This is a genomic window from Caballeronia sp. PC1 (genome assembly GCF_021353155.1).
Taxonomy (GTDB): domain Bacteria; phylum Pseudomonadota; class Gammaproteobacteria; order Burkholderiales; family Burkholderiaceae; genus Caballeronia; species Caballeronia cordobensis.
The window spans coordinates 18,920-34,194 of sequence record NZ_JAJUBH010000003.1 but is presented as its reverse complement, the minus strand read 5'-3'; the positions used below and the strand labels follow the sequence as shown (position 1 = coordinate 34,194).

The 15,275-nt window shown below is 65.8% G+C and carries 10 protein-coding genes and 1 pseudogene; 4 read left to right on the top strand and 7 right to left on the bottom strand.

Annotation, left to right across the window (positions count from 1 at the left end; genetic code table 11):
* Positions 1 to 6 precede the first annotated feature (6 nt).
* The 4 genes and pseudogenes from LY284_RS24865 to LY284_RS24850 form a co-directional block, all read left to right on the top strand.
* A pseudogene (locus LY284_RS24865) lies at positions 7 to 948 on the top strand (phosphate acetyltransferase); the annotation flags it as partial.
* A 4-nt stretch (positions 949 to 952) separates the two neighbouring features.
* Entirely contained in the window at positions 953 to 2,155 is a 1,203-nt protein-coding gene (locus LY284_RS24860; protein ID WP_233388499.1) for an acetate/propionate family kinase, read from the top strand.
* Positions 2,152 to 2,934: an enoyl-ACP reductase FabI gene (gene fabI / locus LY284_RS24855; RefSeq protein WP_077160682.1), complete on the top strand. Its 783-nt coding sequence runs from the start codon at positions 2,152 to 2,154 to the stop codon at positions 2,932 to 2,934. The genes LY284_RS24860 and fabI overlap by 4 nt, the downstream gene beginning before the upstream one ends.
* A gap of 2 nt (positions 2,935 to 2,936) precedes the next feature.
* Positions 2,937 to 3,938 (top strand): hypothetical protein, encoded by a 1,002-nt coding sequence (locus LY284_RS24850; protein ID WP_233388497.1) that lies wholly within the window; start codon positions 2,937 to 2,939, stop codon positions 3,936 to 3,938.
* Between the two features lie 3 nt (positions 3,939 to 3,941).
* Here LY284_RS24850 and LY284_RS24845 read toward each other — a convergent pair whose 3' ends face one another.
* The 7 genes from LY284_RS24845 to LY284_RS24815 form a co-directional block, all read right to left on the bottom strand.
* A complete protein-coding gene (locus LY284_RS24845) occupies positions 3,942 to 4,520 on the bottom strand; it encodes a membrane integrity-associated transporter subunit PqiC (RefSeq protein ID WP_045460062.1) in 579 nt (192 codons plus the stop codon).
* Positions 4,520 to 6,121, bottom strand: a complete 1,602-nt coding sequence (locus tag LY284_RS24840) for an intermembrane transport protein PqiB (protein ID WP_045460065.1) — start codon at positions 6,119 to 6,121, stop codon at positions 4,520 to 4,522. The genes LY284_RS24845 and LY284_RS24840 overlap by 1 nt, the downstream gene beginning before the upstream one ends.
* The gene (locus LY284_RS24835; protein WP_233388495.1) at positions 6,118 to 7,425 is read right to left on the bottom strand and encodes a paraquat-inducible protein A; all 1,308 of its coding nucleotides are present in this window, start codon (positions 7,423 to 7,425) and stop codon (positions 6,118 to 6,120) included. The genes LY284_RS24840 and LY284_RS24835 overlap by 4 nt, the downstream gene beginning before the upstream one ends.
* Positions 7,422 to 8,885: an efflux transporter outer membrane subunit gene (locus tag LY284_RS24830; RefSeq protein WP_045460071.1), complete on the bottom strand. Its 1,464-nt coding sequence runs from the start codon at positions 8,883 to 8,885 to the stop codon at positions 7,422 to 7,424. The genes LY284_RS24835 and LY284_RS24830 overlap by 4 nt, the downstream gene beginning before the upstream one ends.
* Before the next feature lies 1 nt (position 8,886).
* Positions 8,887 to 12,102 (bottom strand): efflux RND transporter permease subunit, encoded by a 3,216-nt coding sequence (locus LY284_RS24825; RefSeq protein ID WP_233388493.1) that lies wholly within the window; start codon positions 12,100 to 12,102, stop codon positions 8,887 to 8,889.
* Positions 12,103 to 12,146: 44 nt separating this feature from the next.
* A complete protein-coding gene (locus LY284_RS24820; RefSeq protein ID WP_060854063.1) occupies positions 12,147 to 13,391 on the bottom strand; it encodes an efflux RND transporter periplasmic adaptor subunit in 1,245 nt (414 codons plus the stop codon).
* 440 nt (positions 13,392 to 13,831) lie between these two features.
* Entirely contained in the window at positions 13,832 to 15,238 is a 1,407-nt protein-coding gene (locus tag LY284_RS24815; protein WP_233388491.1) for a PLP-dependent aminotransferase family protein, read from the bottom strand.
* Positions 15,239 to 15,275 lie beyond the last annotated feature (37 nt).

The window sequence follows — 15,275 nt, the reverse complement described above, 5'->3', positions numbered from 1 at the left end:
GGAGGCGATATGAATCAGAAGGAAGAGAAGTACGAACGGCTCATCGAGATTTGCCGCGCGCTGCCGCCGCTCGCGACAGCGGTTGCGCATCCCTGCGACCGCACTTCGCTCGAAAGCGCGGTCAAGGCGCATGAGCTGGGCCTGATCGCGCCGCTGCTCGTCGGGCCGCGCGAGCGTATCCGCGAAGTGGCGGAGGAATGCGGGCTGAACATCACGGGCCTGCCGATCGTGGACGCGCCGCACAGTCACGCCGCCGCCGACAAGGCCGTGGAACTCGTGCGCGAGGCGAAGGCCGAGGCGATCATGAAGGGCAGCCTGCACACCGACGAAGTGATGGCCGCGGTCGTGAAGCGCGAGGGCGGTCTGCGCACGCAGCGGCGCGTGTCGCACTGCTTCATCATGGATGTGCCGGGGCACGAGAACGTGCTGATCATCAGCGACGCCGCGATCAACATTGCGCCGACGCTTGCCGACAAGGTCGATATCCTGCAAAACGCGATCGATCTCGGACACGCGTTGCGCTTCCCGGAGGTGCGCGTCGCGATTCTCTCGGCGATGGAGACGGTCAACCCGAAAGTGCCCTCGACACTCGAAGCCGCCGCGCTGTGCAAGATGGTCGACCGGCATCAGATCACGGGCGCGCTCGTCGATGGGCCGCTTGCGCTCGACAACGCGATCGATCTCGAAGCGGCGCAGACGAAGAAAATCGACTCGCCCGTCGCGGGCCGTGCCAACGTGCTGATCGTGCCGGATCTCGAAGCGGGCAACATGCTCGCAAAGAGCCTGTCGTTTCTCGCGGGCGCGCATTCGGCCGGCATCGTGCTGGGCGCGCGCGTGCCGATCATTCTCACGAGCCGCGCCGATACGCTGCGCTCGCGCCTGGCGTCGTGCGCCGTGGCGGCGCTCGTGGCGTCCAAGCGTCGCGAAGAAGCACAAGTGACGGGGTGACGACATGGCCGACGTCATCATGGTTCTCAACGCGGGCTCGTCGAGCATCAAGTTCAGCGCGTTCGACGTCGACGGCGAAGATCTCGAACTCGTCACGCGCGGGCAGGTGGAAGGGCTCTTCAGCTCGCCGCATTTCGTTGCGTTCGACGCGAAGGGCGAAAAGACCGGCGAGCATCAATGGGGCGACGGCGAAACGCTCCAGCACGCCGATGCCATCGCGTATCTCGGCACTTTTCTGCGCGGGCACGGCGCGGGGCATCGTCTGATCGGCGTCGGGCATCGCGTCGTGCATGGCGGCGCGCGTTTCACGAAGCCGGTGCTGGCGACCCCCGAGGTGCTCGACGAACTCGACAAGCTCACGCCGCTCGCGCCGCTGCATCAGCCGCATAATCTCAAACCGATACGCATCATCGCCGAGCGCAATCCGGGCCTGCCGCAAGTCGCCTGCTTCGATACGGCGTTCCACGCGACACAAGCGCCCATCGCGCAGGCGTTCGCGCTGCCCGAATCGATCACGAAAAACGGCGTGCGGCGGTATGGCTTTCATGGCCTCTCGTACGAATACATCGCGAGTGCGCTGCCGGCGATCGCGCCCGACGCCGCGCGCGGGCGCACCGTCGTGGCGCATCTGGGCAACGGCGCGAGCCTGTGCGCGATGCACGCAGGGAAGAGCGTGGCGAGCACGATGGGCTTCACCGCCGTCGACGGCCTCATGATGGGCACGCGCTGCGGCAATCTCGATCCCGGCGTGATCCTCTACATGCTCGACGAGCTCGGCATGAACGCTCGCGAGATCGAAGACCTGCTGTATCGCGGCTCGGGATTGCTCGGCGTCTCGGGCGTGTCGGGCGACATGCGCGCGCTGCTCGCAAGCGACGACGAACGCGCGCGCTTCGCCATCGATCTGTACGTGTATCGCATCGGCCGCGAGCTTGGCTCGATGAGCGCCGCGCTGCAAGGGCTCGATGCGGTCGTGTTCACGGCGGGCATCGGCGAGCATTCGAAGGAGATTCGCCGGCGCGTGTGCGAGCAGGCGGCGTGGTGGGGCATCGAACTCGATGCAGCGGCGAACGAAAGCGGCGGCCCGCGCATCAGCAAGGCGTCGGGCAAGGTGAGCGCGTGGGTGATTCCGACCAACGAGGAATTGATGATCGCGCGTCATGCATTCGCGCTGATCGACGACAAACGCGAGGGAGCATCCACATGATGGAGCATGTTCCGCATGCCGTGCTGAAGGGCGCGAAGGCGCTCGTCACCGGCATCGCCAACGAGCATTCGATCGCTTACGGCTGCGCGAAGGCGTTTCGCGAACTGGGCGCGGATCTCGCCATCACCTATGCCGACGACAAGGCGCGGCCTTATGTCGAGCCGGTTGCGCGAGCGCTAGACGCGCGCATCTTCATGCCGCTCGATGCGTCGCGGCAGGATCAGCTCGACGCGGTGTTCGAGCGCATCGGCAGCGAGTGGGGCGAGCTCGATATCCTCGTGCATTCGATCGCGTGGGCGCCGAAGGACGATCTGCAGGGCGGGCTTTTGAACTGCTCGGCGGACGGCTTCGCGAAAGCGATGGACATCTCCTGTCATTCGTTCGTGCGTATGGCGCGGCTCGCGGCGCCGCTCATGAAAGACGGCGGCACGATGTTCACGATGAGCTATCACGGCGCGAACAAGGTGGTCCCCAACTACAACGTCATGGGCCCGGTGAAGGCCGCGCTCGAGGCGTGCGCGCGCTATCTCGCCTACGAGCTGGGCCCGCAGGGCATCCGCGTGCACGCGATCTCGCCGGGGCCGCTCAAGACGCGCGCCGCATCGGGGCTCAAGGATTTCGATCTGCTGCTGACGGAAGCCGCGCAGCGCGCGCCGCTCGGCGAGCTCGTCGACATCATGGACGTGGGGTTCACCTGCGCCTTTCTGGCGACGCCTTACGCGCGCCGTCTGTCGGGCGAAACGCTGTACGTGGATGGCGGCGTGCACATCATGGGATGAGCATGTTCAACTGGCTCTTCAAACGCGACGATAGCGCCACGCGCGACGACGTGCGGCAGGCGCTCGCGCGCATCGTGACGGTGGCGCCTCAGGTGCGCCTCGCGAGCCGCTACGAGGCGCGGCTTGCGCCTGCCGTCGGCAAGACGATCGATCACGTGCGCGAACTCGTCGCCGCGCTGCCCGCGCCGCGCGATGCGACGCCCGGCGCATGGTCGGACGATCCGTACTTGCGCGCGAAATTCGCGACGCCCGACGACATCGCGCGCGTGATCGGCGAGTCGCGCGACGTGTGCGACTGGTTCGGCGATCACATCGCCGCGGACCACGCGTTCGCGATTCTGGGCGCGACGCTCGTCGAGCGGCAGGTGCTCGTCGCGGCGCTCGAAGGCGGCACGATGCGCTCGGATGTCGCGCGCACGGCGATCGGCTTCGACGACAAGCGCATGCGCTTCTGCCACGAATCCGACGACGCACTCAGGGGCGATCTCGTGCAGCGGATCGTCGAGCAGTTCGCGCTCGAAGCGATGTCGCGCGTCGCGCAGACGGAAGCGCGCCGCGATGCGTTGCAGGAACATCGCGCGCTGCTCGCGGCGCGCATGCAGATGCTCGGCCGGCGCGGCGCGGGCATGAGCAGCCTGATCGCTTCAGCGGATCTCGCCGGCGACGCCACGCGGCTGCAGCGCGATGTCGAAGAGAACGAGGCCGCGCTCGCCGCGCTGGGCTCGCCCGCCGATTCCATCGAAACACAGCTTCGGACCATTCTCGACGTGCTCGACGAGCCGGCCAGGATGATTTCCGTCACCGAGCGCACGCTGTGCCTGAATCACATGAATCTGCTGATGGACACGCGCTGCGATGAGCCGCACGCCGATATCGCGATTCATCTGGCGCGTCTTCCGACGCAGCCGCCGCAGACGCGGGCTGTGGAGATCGTGCGTATCGCGCGGCGGGATGTGCCGGCTGGAGGCAATCGGTTCGAGGAGGCGGCGCGGCTCGTTATCTAGCGCCTATTGCATCCCACCCCTTCCAATCGCCGCCGCAATATCCCGGCTCACTCCCGCCAACGCCCGGCTATGCGCAGCGACGAGCGCATCGTAATCAGGCCCGCTAACCGGCTCGCGCACTTTCGACCGCCCGCTCATGGCATTCTCGTCGCCGAATCTCCGCACCGTCCATTGCGCGTCGATCGAAACGGCATCGCCGGGAACGGACTCGAACTGCTGGATATCCACACGCACGCGCAACGCGTCCGGATCGGCAATCGCGCGCGAGGCCGGCGCGACGCGATCCGAGGCGAGCAGCACCGCGAGGTCTGCCGCGATGGCATCCGCGATGCTGCTCTTGAGCGGCTCGCCCCAGCGCGCGAACTCGTTGAGCGAAACTTCGTTGTTCGTATTGCGTGTGACGATCTGCGGACGATCGACGAGATCGGGCACCGTCACCGGCCCGACGATCACGGGCCGCGTGGGCGCGCGCGCGGTGGCCGCGGTGAGCGTGGGGTCGGCGCTCAAACGGTAGAAGCTCGCGCGCGGCGAACTGCATGCGGCGAGCAGCGCGAAAAGAAAGAGAACGAGAGCGGGCCGCATCACTTCTTGTCCTCCGGCTTGCCACGCAGCAACGCTTCCGGATGCTGCTGCAGATAATCCGCGAGACTGCGGAACGAAACAGCAGTGCGCGTCAGTTCGCGGATCGCTTCGGCCGTGTCCTGCTGAAGACCCGAATCCGGCATCAGCGTGGAATGCGCGGCATCGAGCGCGGCGCGCGCGGCGGCGAGCGTCGTCGCGGCTTGCGGCACGACCTGCGTGTTGAGACCCTGCATCAGCGCGGTCGTGCTGTTGAGCGTCTGCCGCGCGCTCGCGGTGAGTTCCTCGATCGGCAGCTTGTCGATGCGCGTCATGATGCGGTTCACCGAATCCTGCAGCGAGTCGAGGCCGCTCGGCGTCGTCGGCATTTCGGGCGGCACGCTGTTCCAGTCCATGCTCGCCTTTTTCGCGTTCGGGAAGAAATCGAGCGACACGTACAACTGGCCCGTCAGCAGGCTGCCCGTGCGCAATTGCGCGCGCAATCCGCGCGACACGAGGAAATCCGCGAGCGCTCTCGGATCGCTCGCCACGCGCCCGCCTTTCGGCTCGTTCGCGAAGCGCGACGTGAAGCGCTCCGGGTAAAGCTTCACTTCGACCGGAATGCTGATTTGCTTCGTCGCCTGATCGAAGCGCGTATAAATCGCCGACACTTCGCCGATCTGAATGCCGCGGAACTCGACAGGCGCGCCCACCGCAAGCCCGCGCACCGAGCCCTGAAAACTGAACATATACGTTTCGACGATGCGCTCCTGCACGCGCAGCGCGTCGGCGCGCGTGGAGAACAGTTTGAACGTCGTATCGGGCGGCGCTTCGGCCCAGCTCAGCGAGACCGCGGGCGTCTCGAACGCAAGCCCGCCGATCAGGATCGACACGAGCGATTGCGTATTGACCTTGAGCCCGTCGGTGCCAAGCGTCACGTCGACGCCGCCGGCCTGCCAGAAGCGCGAATCGGCGTTCACATAGCGGTCGTAAGGCGCGTTGATGAAAACGTGCAGCGTCACGCCGGCGCCGTCCTTGTCGAGCTCGAACGACGTGACCTGGCCCACTTGCAGGCGGCGGAAATACACCGGCGCGCCGACATCGACGGAACCGAGATCCACCGCCTTCAGGACGAAGCGCCGTCCGGGCACGTCGCTCGCGAAAACCGGCGGCGTTTCGAGGCCGGTGTAATCGCGCCGCGTCTCCTTCGTGTGGCCGATGTCCATGCCGATATACGCGCCCGACAGCAAGGTGCCGATGCCCGACACCGAGCCGCCCGCCACGCGCGGACGCACGACCCAGAAGCGGGTGTCGTCGACGAGCATGTTGGTCGCGTCGCGCGTCAGCTCGGCGGTGGCGATCACGCGCTTGTAATCCTTCGAGAGCGCGACCGTCTTCACGAGACCGATATCGACGTCCTTGAACTTGATCTTCGTCTTGCCCGCTTCGAGCCCTTCGCCGGACTTGAAGCTGATCGTGACGGTCGGACCTTCCGCGAGCACGGCCTGCACCGCGAGCCAGACGCCGACCGCCACCGCGACGGCCGGCACGACCCAGACCCACGGTATGCGCCAGCGCTTTTTCGGCACGACTTCGGCGTCGGGCGTTTCGTCGGGCGTGCTCATCGCGATCCTTCGGCAGAGGGCGGCGAGGTGCTTCTATCCGTGTCCCAGATGAGGCGCGGATCGAAGGACATGGCCGCGAACATCGTCAGCACGACGACGGCGCCGAACGCGATCGACGCCGGCCCGGCTTCGATCGTCGCCATCGCGCTGAACTGCACGAGCGCGACGAGCACGGCGATCACGTAGATATCGAGCATCGACCAGCGGCCCACCAGCTCGACGACGCGATAGATGCGCGCGCGCTGCACGTTCTGCTGCGTCATGCGCAGATTCGCGGTCGCGGCGAGATAGCCGATCGCGAGAATCTTGAGCATCGGCACGGCGATGCTCGCGATGAACACGATGATCGCAAGCGGCCACGAGCCCGACTGCCACAGGTACGCGACGCCGCTCATGATCGTGTCCTTCTGCGCGCCGAAGAGTGAACTCGTGTTCATCACCGGTAGGAGGTTCGCGGGGACGTACAGAATCGCGGCCGCGATCAGATACGCCCACGTGCGCGACAGGCTCGCGGGCTTGCGCAGATGCAGACGCGCGCCGCAGCGCGGGCAGCACAAATGCGCATGCCGCTGCACGCCGCGCGTACTCAGGCCGCAGTCGTGACACACGCAGATGCCGCTCGCCGCCGCCGTGCGCCCGGCGAGCGGTGTGTCGGCGGGCATGCCGGGCGGCGCTTTCTCGATGCGCATCCACATCGCGCGCTCGTCGAAGGCGGAGGCCGCCGCCACGAGCAGCAGCATCAGCGCGGCGAGCGACCACAGCGCCGGTCCCGTCACGACCGCGGCGATATGCGCGAGCTTCACGAGCGCGACGAGCAGGCCGAGCATCAGCACTTCGGTCATGCCCCAGTTGCGCGCGATGCGCAGGACACGGAACACGGCGTCGGCGCGCCACGGCCTGCGGTTCAGGTGCAGCGGCAGCAGCAGCCACACCATGCCGAGCGACTGGAGCGCGGGCATCAGAATCGTCGTGATGAAGATGAGGCCCGCGAGCGGCCACATGCCGTCGCGATAGAGCACGCGCACCGCGCCGATGAGCGTGGTTTCGACAAGATCGCCGTTGACCGCGAGACCGACGATCGGAAACGCGTTCGAGATGACCCACAGCGCGCAGGCCGCGAGCGCATAGGCGAGGGCGCGGTCGAAGCCGCGGCCCCGGCGCCGGTAGAGCACGGCGCGGCAGCGGCAGCAGCGCAGCATGCCGCCGGGCGGGACGTCGCTTTCGCGCTGCATCAGATCGCACTCGTGACACGCGATCAGCGCGCGCGCGGGGCGGTCGCCGGATGCGGATGTCGGCGCGTTCATTGGACCGCCTGCGGGCTCGATTGCGTGGCCTTCGCGGCGTCGCTGGTTTGCGTCGTCATCTTGTCGGCGGCCACGACCCAGCCGCCGCCCATGACCTTGTAGAGCGTGACGAACGACGCGAGCGCGGCGGCCTGCGTCTGGGTCTGCGAAAGCTGCGCGTTGAAGAGGCTGCGCTCGGCGTCGAGCACTTCGATATAGCTCGTATAGCCGCCCTCGTAGCGCGCCCGCGCCATGCGCGAATACGTGCTGAGCGCGACGACCTGGCGGCCCTGCGTTTCGAGCTGCTCGTGCAGCTTGCGCGATGCGATGAGCGCGTCGTCGACTTCCTGGAACGCAACCTGGATCGCTTTCTGATACGTGAGCAGCGCCTGCTGCTGCTGCGCCTCGGCCGACTGCACCTGGCCCGAGATATTGCCCGCCGTGAAGATCGGCTGCGTGACCTGGCCCGCGAACGACCACACGCGCGCGGGCCCCGTGAAGAGCGACGAGAACGCGGTGCTCGCGGTGCCGAAGAGGCCGGTCAGCGAAATCTGCGGGAAGTAGAGCGCCCGCGCCGCGCCGATCAGCGCGTTCGCCGCGACCAGATCCTGTTCGGCTTGCAACAGATCGGGACGGCGCTCCAGCAGATCGGAAGGCAGGCCCGCCGGAACCACGGGTGTCGCGAGTTCGCCGAGCGGGCGGCCGCGCACGATCGGACCCGGGTTCGCGCCGAGCAGGATCGAGAGCGCGTCTTCCTGCTGCGCGATCTGCGTTTCGAGCTGCGGAATCGTCGCGAGCGAGGCTTCGTACTCGGACTGGCTCTGTGCCAGTTCCATCTGCGAGACTTCGCCGCCTTCGAAACGCAGCGTGAACACATGCACGGATTCGGCGCGGCTCTGGGTCGTCGCCTTCGCAATATCGAGCTGCTTGTCGAGGCTCAGCAGATTCAGATACGACGTCGCCACCGACGCCACCAGCGAGAGGATCGTCGCGCGCCGTCCTTCCTCGCTCGACAGCAAGTTCGCGCGCGCAGCCTCGGTGAGACGCCGGTTGCGGCCGAAGACATCGATTTCCCACGCCGCCGAGACGGACAGCTCGACGCTGTTGTAGACCGGCCCGAATCCGTTCGACAGGGCGAGCGGCGTGCGCTGACGCGCCGCCTGCGCGCCCGCGGAAATCTGCGGGAAGAGCGCGGAACGCGTCGTCGCGAACTGGCCCATGAACTGATCGACGCGCGCCGCCGCGATCTTCACGTCCTTGTTGTTCGCGAGCGCGGTGGCGATCAGGTCGTCGAGCACGGGGTCCTGATACTGCTTCCACCATTCGGTGTTGGCGGTATCGGCGGCTTCGGCCGCGGCGAAGCGATACGTCGCCGGCGTCTCGACCGGCTGGCGCGTGTAGTTCGGGCCGAGCAGGCAGCCGCCGAGCGACAGCGCGGCGGCCATGCCCGCGAAAGAGTGGATGAGCCGGGCGCGCCGCATGTCAGTGTCCTTTGTCCGGAGCGGACGGCGTGGCGTTCGGGCCGCTTCCCGATGCCTTCGGCTCTGGCGTCGCATCGGCGGCGGGCGTCTCGCCGCCTTTTTTCTTCGAGCGCGAGGACATCGTTTCGAGGCCCCAGAAGAACATCGGGATGAAGAACACGGCGATCGCCGTCGCGCCGAGCATCCCGCCGATCACGCCCGTGCCGATGGAATGCCGGCTGTTCGCCGATGCGCCCGTCGCGATCGCGAGCGGTACGCAGCCGAGAATGAAGGCGAGCGAGGTCATCACGATCGGGCGCAGGCGTTCTTCGGCGGCGGTCATCGTCGCATCGAAAACGGATTTGCCCTGTTCGCGGTTCAGCACGGCGAACTCGAAGATGAGAATCGCGTTTTTCGCGGCGAGCGCGACCAGCATCGTGAGACCGATCTGGAAGTACACGTCGTTGTTGAGGCCGCGCAGGAGAATCGCGAGCAGCGCGCCGAAGAGCGCGAACGGCACCGCCATCAGCACGCCGAACGGCAGGCTCCACTTTTCGTATTGCGCGGCGAGGATCAGGAACACCATCACGAGGCCGAAGACGAACACGAGCCCGGACGTGCCGCCCGATTTCTTCGCCTCGTACGCCTCGCCGCTCCATCCGATGCCGTAATCGGATGGCAGGCCCGTCGCGATGTCTTCGAGTGCCTGGATCACCTGGCCCGACGCATAGCCCGGCGCGGCATTCGCCGTGATCTTCACCGCCGGGAAATTGTTGAAGCGCGTGATGAGATCGGGCCCGGTGACGTAGCGCGTGCTGACTACCGACTTGAGCGGAACCATCTGGCCGCTCGTGCTCTTCACGAAAATCTGCGTGAGGTCGTCGGGTTTCAGGCGGTATTGCGGCTCCGCCTGCAGGATGACCTGCCACAGCCGGCTCGACCGGTTGAACTGCGACACGTAGAGCGAGCCGAACATCGTCTGCATGGCGCTGTAGACGTCCTCCACGGGCACGCCGAGCGTCTCGGCCTTGTCGCGATCGACGTTCGCGAGCAGTTGCTGCGACGACGCGTTGAACGTGGACGTGACGCCGGTCAGTTCCGGCCGCGCTTTCGCTTTGGCGACGAAATCGTCGACGATCCCCGCGAACTGGGCGGTGGTCGCATCGCCTTTGCTCTGAATCCACATTTCGGTGCCGCCGGTCGTGCCGAGACCCGGTATCGACGGCGGATTCAGCGGTATGACGATGCCCTGCCTGATCTCGGACAAATTCTTGTACGCGTCGATGAGCACCGCGCGCGCGTTCTGCGTGCGGATATTCGCGGACTTGTAGCGTTCATCGAAACTCTTGAAGCCGACGAAGAACGTCGACGAATTGTTCTTGTTCTGGCTGTCGAGAATGCTGAAGCCATCGATGGTCGTGATGCTGCCGACCGCCGGCTGCTTCATGAAGTACTCGGTGACGCGCTCGGACACCGCGCCCGTGCGATCGAGCGAGGCCGCGTCCGGCATGATCACCGCGCCGAGCAGATAGCCCTGATCCTCGGGCGGCAGGAAGGCGGTGGGAATGTCCTTCATCATCACGACGGCGAGCGCGATCATGCCCACGAACAGCAGCAGCGCGATCACGAAGCGCTTGATGATGAGCCGCACCATGCGCGTGTAGCCGTGCGTCATGCGCTCGAACTGGTTGTCGAACCAGCGGAAAAAGCCCTTTTTCTCGTGATGCCCCGGTTTCAGCAAGAGCGCCGCGAGCGCCGGCGACAGCGTGAGCGCGACGATGCCCGATATCACCACCGATATCGCGATGGTAATGGCGAACTGCTTGTACATCTGCCCCGTGATGCCGCCGAGGAACGCGACCGGCACGAACACCGCGCACAGCACGAGCACGATCGCGACGACCGGCCCGGCCACTTCGTCCATCGCTTTCTTGGCGGCGGTCTTCGGATCGAGCTTGAAGACCGTCATGTTGCGCTCGACGTTTTCGATCACCACGATCGCATCGTCCACGACAATGCCGATCGCGAGCACCATGCCGAACAAGGTCAGCATGTTGATGGAGAAGCCGAGCGCTTCCATGCCCATGAACGTGCCGACGATCGACACCGGCACCGCGATCACTGGGATCAGCGTCGCGCGCAGGCTTTGCAGGAACACGAACACGACGATCACCACCAGCACGACCGCTTCGAAGAACGTGTGCACCACGTCGGAGATGGACGCGCGCGTGAACTCCGTCGTGTCCATCGCGATTTCGTAATCGATGCCTTGCGGGAAGGTCTTTTTCATCTCGGCGAGCGACGCGCGCACCTGCTTGGACACGTCGAGCGCGTTCGCGCCGGGCTGCTGATAGACGGCGAGCACCGTCGCGGATTTGCCCTGGAAGCGGCTGCGGATCGAATAGTCTTTCTGGCCCAGCTCCGCGCGGCCCACGTCCTTCAGCCGCACGATCGCGGCGCCGCCCGATTCCGCGCGAATGATGATGTTCTCGAACTCCGACGGCTCCGTGAGGCGGCCCGTCGTCGTCACCGCGAACGACTGCTCGACGGCCGCGCCCGTCGGCGATTGTCCGAGCCGCCCGACGGCGAACTGCTGGTTCTGGTTGGCCACGGCGCGCTGCACGTCGGAAGCCGTGATGCCGAGCTGCGCCATGCGGTCGGGCTTGAGCCAGATGCGCATGGCGTAATCGGGCGTGCCGAAGATCGCGGCCTGATTCGCGCCGGGAATGCGCTTGAGCGCGTCGAGAACATACACGTTCGCGTAGTTCGCGATGTAGGTCGCGTCGTAGCGCTCGTCGGGCGAATAGATGGCGATCACCATCATGAACGCCTGCGATTTCTTCTGCACCTGCACGCCCTGCGCCGTGACCGACTGCGGCAGTTGCGGCATCGCGAGGTTCACGCGGTTCTGCACGTCCACCTGCGCGAGTTCCGGATTCGTGCCGATCTCGAAGTACGCGTTGATCGTGAGATTGCCCGTCGAGGAGCTCGACGAGTTCATGTAGATCATGTTGTCCGCGCCGTTGACCTGCTGCTCGATCGGCGCGGCCACGTTGTTCGCGACGACATCCGCGCTCGCGCCCGGATAGGTCGCGGAGATGGTGATCTGCGGCGGCGTGATGTCGGGGTATTGCGCGGTGGGCAGCGCAAGCATCGCGAGCGCGCCGCCCAGCGTGATGATGATCGAAATGACCGAAGCGAAAATCGGACGGTCGATGCAGAAATGTGAAATGTTCATAGGCCTCTTCCGCGCGACGTGGTTCCGATATTGGTCAGATCAGGTCACTTTTCGGTCCCGCCGCTTGCGTTCTTCGTCTCGCCGAGCGATGCCTCCTTGGCGCCCGAGGCGGGAGCATCGACCACACGGATGTTCGAATCCGCGCTGACGCGTATCGCGCCATCGACGACCACGCGCTCGCCCGCCTTCAGCCCGTTCGTGATGAACCAGTCGTCGCCGTGCCATTCGCCCACTTCGATGACGCGCTGATGCGGCTTCGACTGCTGATCGAGCACCCAGACGAAATGACTCTTCGCGCCCTGCAGCACGGCGCGCTGCGGCAGCAGGATCGCGTTCGGCCGGATCGCGCCCGCGACCCGCGCTTTCACGAACTGGCCGGGGCGCAGCGAGCCCTTCGGATTCGCGAACACCGCGCGCACGAGGAAAGTGCCCGTCTCGGTGCTGAATGCCGGATTCGTGAAGTCGATGCGGCCCGTCTGCGGGTAGACGGAGCCATCGGCCTGAATCACGGTCACATCGAACTGGTTGTCGGGCGGAAAGCGCAACTGGCCTTTTTGAATCTGCTCGCGATAGCCGAGCAGTTCGTTCTCCGAGATGCTGAAGTTCACCCACATCGGGTCGAGCTGATAGACGTAGGTGAGCAGGCCCGATTGCGTCGGCGTCACGTAACTGCCTTCCTGCACGCGCGCAAAACTCGACAGCCCTTTCAGCGGCGAACGGATCGTCGTGTAGCTGAGATTCAGTTCGGCGGTCTGCACTTCGCCCTTCGCGGCGATGACGGCGGCCTCGGCGCTCTTTTCGTTGCCGACGGCGTCATCGAGATCCTTCTTGCTCAACGCGTTCATCGCGGCGAGCGGCTTGACGCGCGCGAGGTTCTGCTGCGTGACGAGAAGCCGCGCCTGCTGCTGCGCAAGCGAGCCTTTCGCGGTTTGCAGCGCGGCCTCGAACGGACGCTTGTCCATGATGAACATCACCTGGCCGGCCGAGACGAGCGAGCCTTCGGTGTACATGCGCTTTTCCAGAAAGCCGTCCACGCGCGCGCGGATTTCCACTTCGCGCGAGCTTTGTGTCTGCGCGGTGAATTCGAAATCGACGGGCGTCGATTGCGCGGCGACGGTAACGACGGTGACTTCGACGGGTGGTTTCGCCGCTTCGGGCGGCGGCTTCTTGCACGCCGCGAGCGAGAGCGACGCGATCGCGGCGGCAACGATGAAACGCATTGCACGCATCGAGCGCGACGGATGAGCGAACCGGCAGCAGTCCAGCATCTGTTCCGACACGAACGCCATAGGCGCCTCCCTCTTGGGGTGGCCGATCGTTGATGAGCGAGCGCGCGTGCAGTGCGCCTCGCCACGACATGCTCGCGCGGGACAGGACTTTAAGACGTCAACGAGCGCGAGCCTGATGCTTGTGATGTGCCGTAGCTGCCTCCGGTTTTGACCGTCGATTTTTAACGAGAGAGCTGCTCATGCTTCGCCGTCGCGTAAGCGTGACGTGCGTGACGTCTGTATCGAGTCTACTAATAGCCGAACTCGGCTGAAAACGCCATAGCGTTTATTGCCATTTCTGTTCGACGCCCGCGTGGGGATTTTTTCGGCGCCGGGGGCAGGGGGTGACGTCGGCGCGCGCCGGGGCGGCGCGCCGATTCATGAAACGATGAAGGGGAATATGGATGGTTTGCGGATGCGTCGCGACCGGCCGGGCGCCGTCCGACGATCAGTCGTGCGCATCATAAATGCCCGAACAATGCCCGCGGCCGGTCCTTCAGCGTGCTCGCCAGCATCCGCAATCCGCTGACGAGTTGATCGCGGCTCTCCGCGCACGCGAGGTTGATGCGCACGCCGTGCTCGATTTCCGATCTGTCCACGGCAAACGCCGACGACGGCATCACCACCACGCCGCGCGCCTTCGCGTTGGCCGCGAAATCGTCCGCGCGCCACGGCGGCGGCAGCTTCAGCCACACGAACATGCAGGCGGGATCGGCCTGCAGCAACTCCTGCGGCAACAGCTCGCGCGCGAGATCGTGCCGCGCGCGAATCTCGGCAAGCTGCGCATTCATGATGTGCTGCGCGGTGCCATCTTCCATCCAGACGGTCGCGATCAGCATCGATATCGGCGCGGGCATCCACGCCGTCGTGCGCACGGCCTCCGCACACAGCGCGGCATTGTCCTGCGGGCTCGACAGATAGCCGAGCCGCAAACCCGGCGCGAGGATCTTCGATGTCGCTGAAATATGAAACGTCAGTTCGGGGCACAGGCTCGCGATCGTCGGCAGACGCTGCGCGACGAGCGGACCGTAGACGTCGTCCTCGATGATCGCCACGCCGTGCCGCCGCGCAACCGCGACGAGCGCCATGCGCCGCTCGAGGCTCATGGTCGTGACGGTGGGATTCTGCAGGTTCGGCACCGTGAAGATCGCCTTCACCGGCACGCGCTTGCAGACGCGCTCGATCTCCTCGACGAGCAAGCCGTCGCGATCGCTCGGAATGCCCACGATCTCGAACTGGAACACCGGCGCCAGCGCCTTCAGGCCGTAATACGTGAGCTGATCCGCGAGGATCACGCCGTCGGTGCCGATCAGGCTGTTGAGCACCGCATACAGCCCATGCTGCGCGCCGCTCGTGACGACGACCTGCTCGGCGGTCGGCGCGAAGCCCGGCGCGCTCATCCAGCGCGCACCGGCCGCGCGCGCCCACGACGGCCCCTGCGGCGGCTGATATTCCTGCAATTGCGCAAAGCGCGGATCGCGCGGCAGCTCGGCCATGGTGCGCGCGAGGCACTTGAGATATTCGCCGGTCGCGGGCCGGTTCACGGTCAGATCGATGACCGTGCTGCCCGCGCTCGCCGCCGGCGTCTCGACGCTCGGCATGGCGCCGCCGGTCACGAGCGAGCCGCGCCGCTTGCTGCCGATCACGAGGCCGCGCAACTGCAATTCCTTGTACGCGCGCGACACCGTCGACACGTTGATGCCCAGTTCGCTCGCCAGTTGCCGCTGCGGCGGCAGACGGCTGCCGGGCGGATAAATGCCGCTGCGAATCTCCTTTTCGATGGAGCTGGACACCTCGATATACGTCGATCGCTTCGCCGCGCCGTCGGTCTCGCCGTTGGCCAGCGTCTGATCCTTGCCGGAAGCCATGAAACTCTGTCTCCATACAAAGCGTGCTTTGTCCGCG

Coding starts and splice junctions, on each gene's coding strand:
- LY284_RS24835 (WP_233388495.1), bottom strand. CDS start 7,425: ATGAACGCGCCGACATCCGCATCCGGCGACCGCCCCGCGCGCGCGCTG.
- LY284_RS24815 (WP_233388491.1), bottom strand. CDS start 15,238: ATGGCTTCCGGCAAGGATCAGACGCTGGCCAACGGCGAGACCGACGGC.
- fabI (WP_077160682.1), top strand. CDS start 2,152: ATGATGGAGCATGTTCCGCATGCCGTGCTGAAGGGCGCGAAGGCGCTC.
- LY284_RS24845 (WP_045460062.1), bottom strand. CDS start 4,520: ATGCGGCCCGCTCTCGTTCTCTTTCTTTTCGCGCTGCTCGCCGCATGC.
- LY284_RS24820 (WP_060854063.1), bottom strand. CDS start 13,391: ATGGCGTTCGTGTCGGAACAGATGCTGGACTGCTGCCGGTTCGCTCAT.
- LY284_RS24830 (WP_045460071.1), bottom strand. CDS start 8,885: ATGCGGCGCGCCCGGCTCATCCACTCTTTCGCGGGCATGGCCGCCGCG.
- LY284_RS24825 (WP_233388493.1), bottom strand. CDS start 12,102: ATGAACATTTCACATTTCTGCATCGACCGTCCGATTTTCGCTTCGGTC.
- LY284_RS24850 (WP_233388497.1), top strand. CDS start 2,937: ATGTTCAACTGGCTCTTCAAACGCGACGATAGCGCCACGCGCGACGAC.
- LY284_RS24860 (WP_233388499.1), top strand. CDS start 953: ATGGCCGACGTCATCATGGTTCTCAACGCGGGCTCGTCGAGCATCAAG.
- LY284_RS24840 (WP_045460065.1), bottom strand. CDS start 6,121: ATGAGCACGCCCGACGAAACGCCCGACGCCGAAGTCGTGCCGAAAAAG.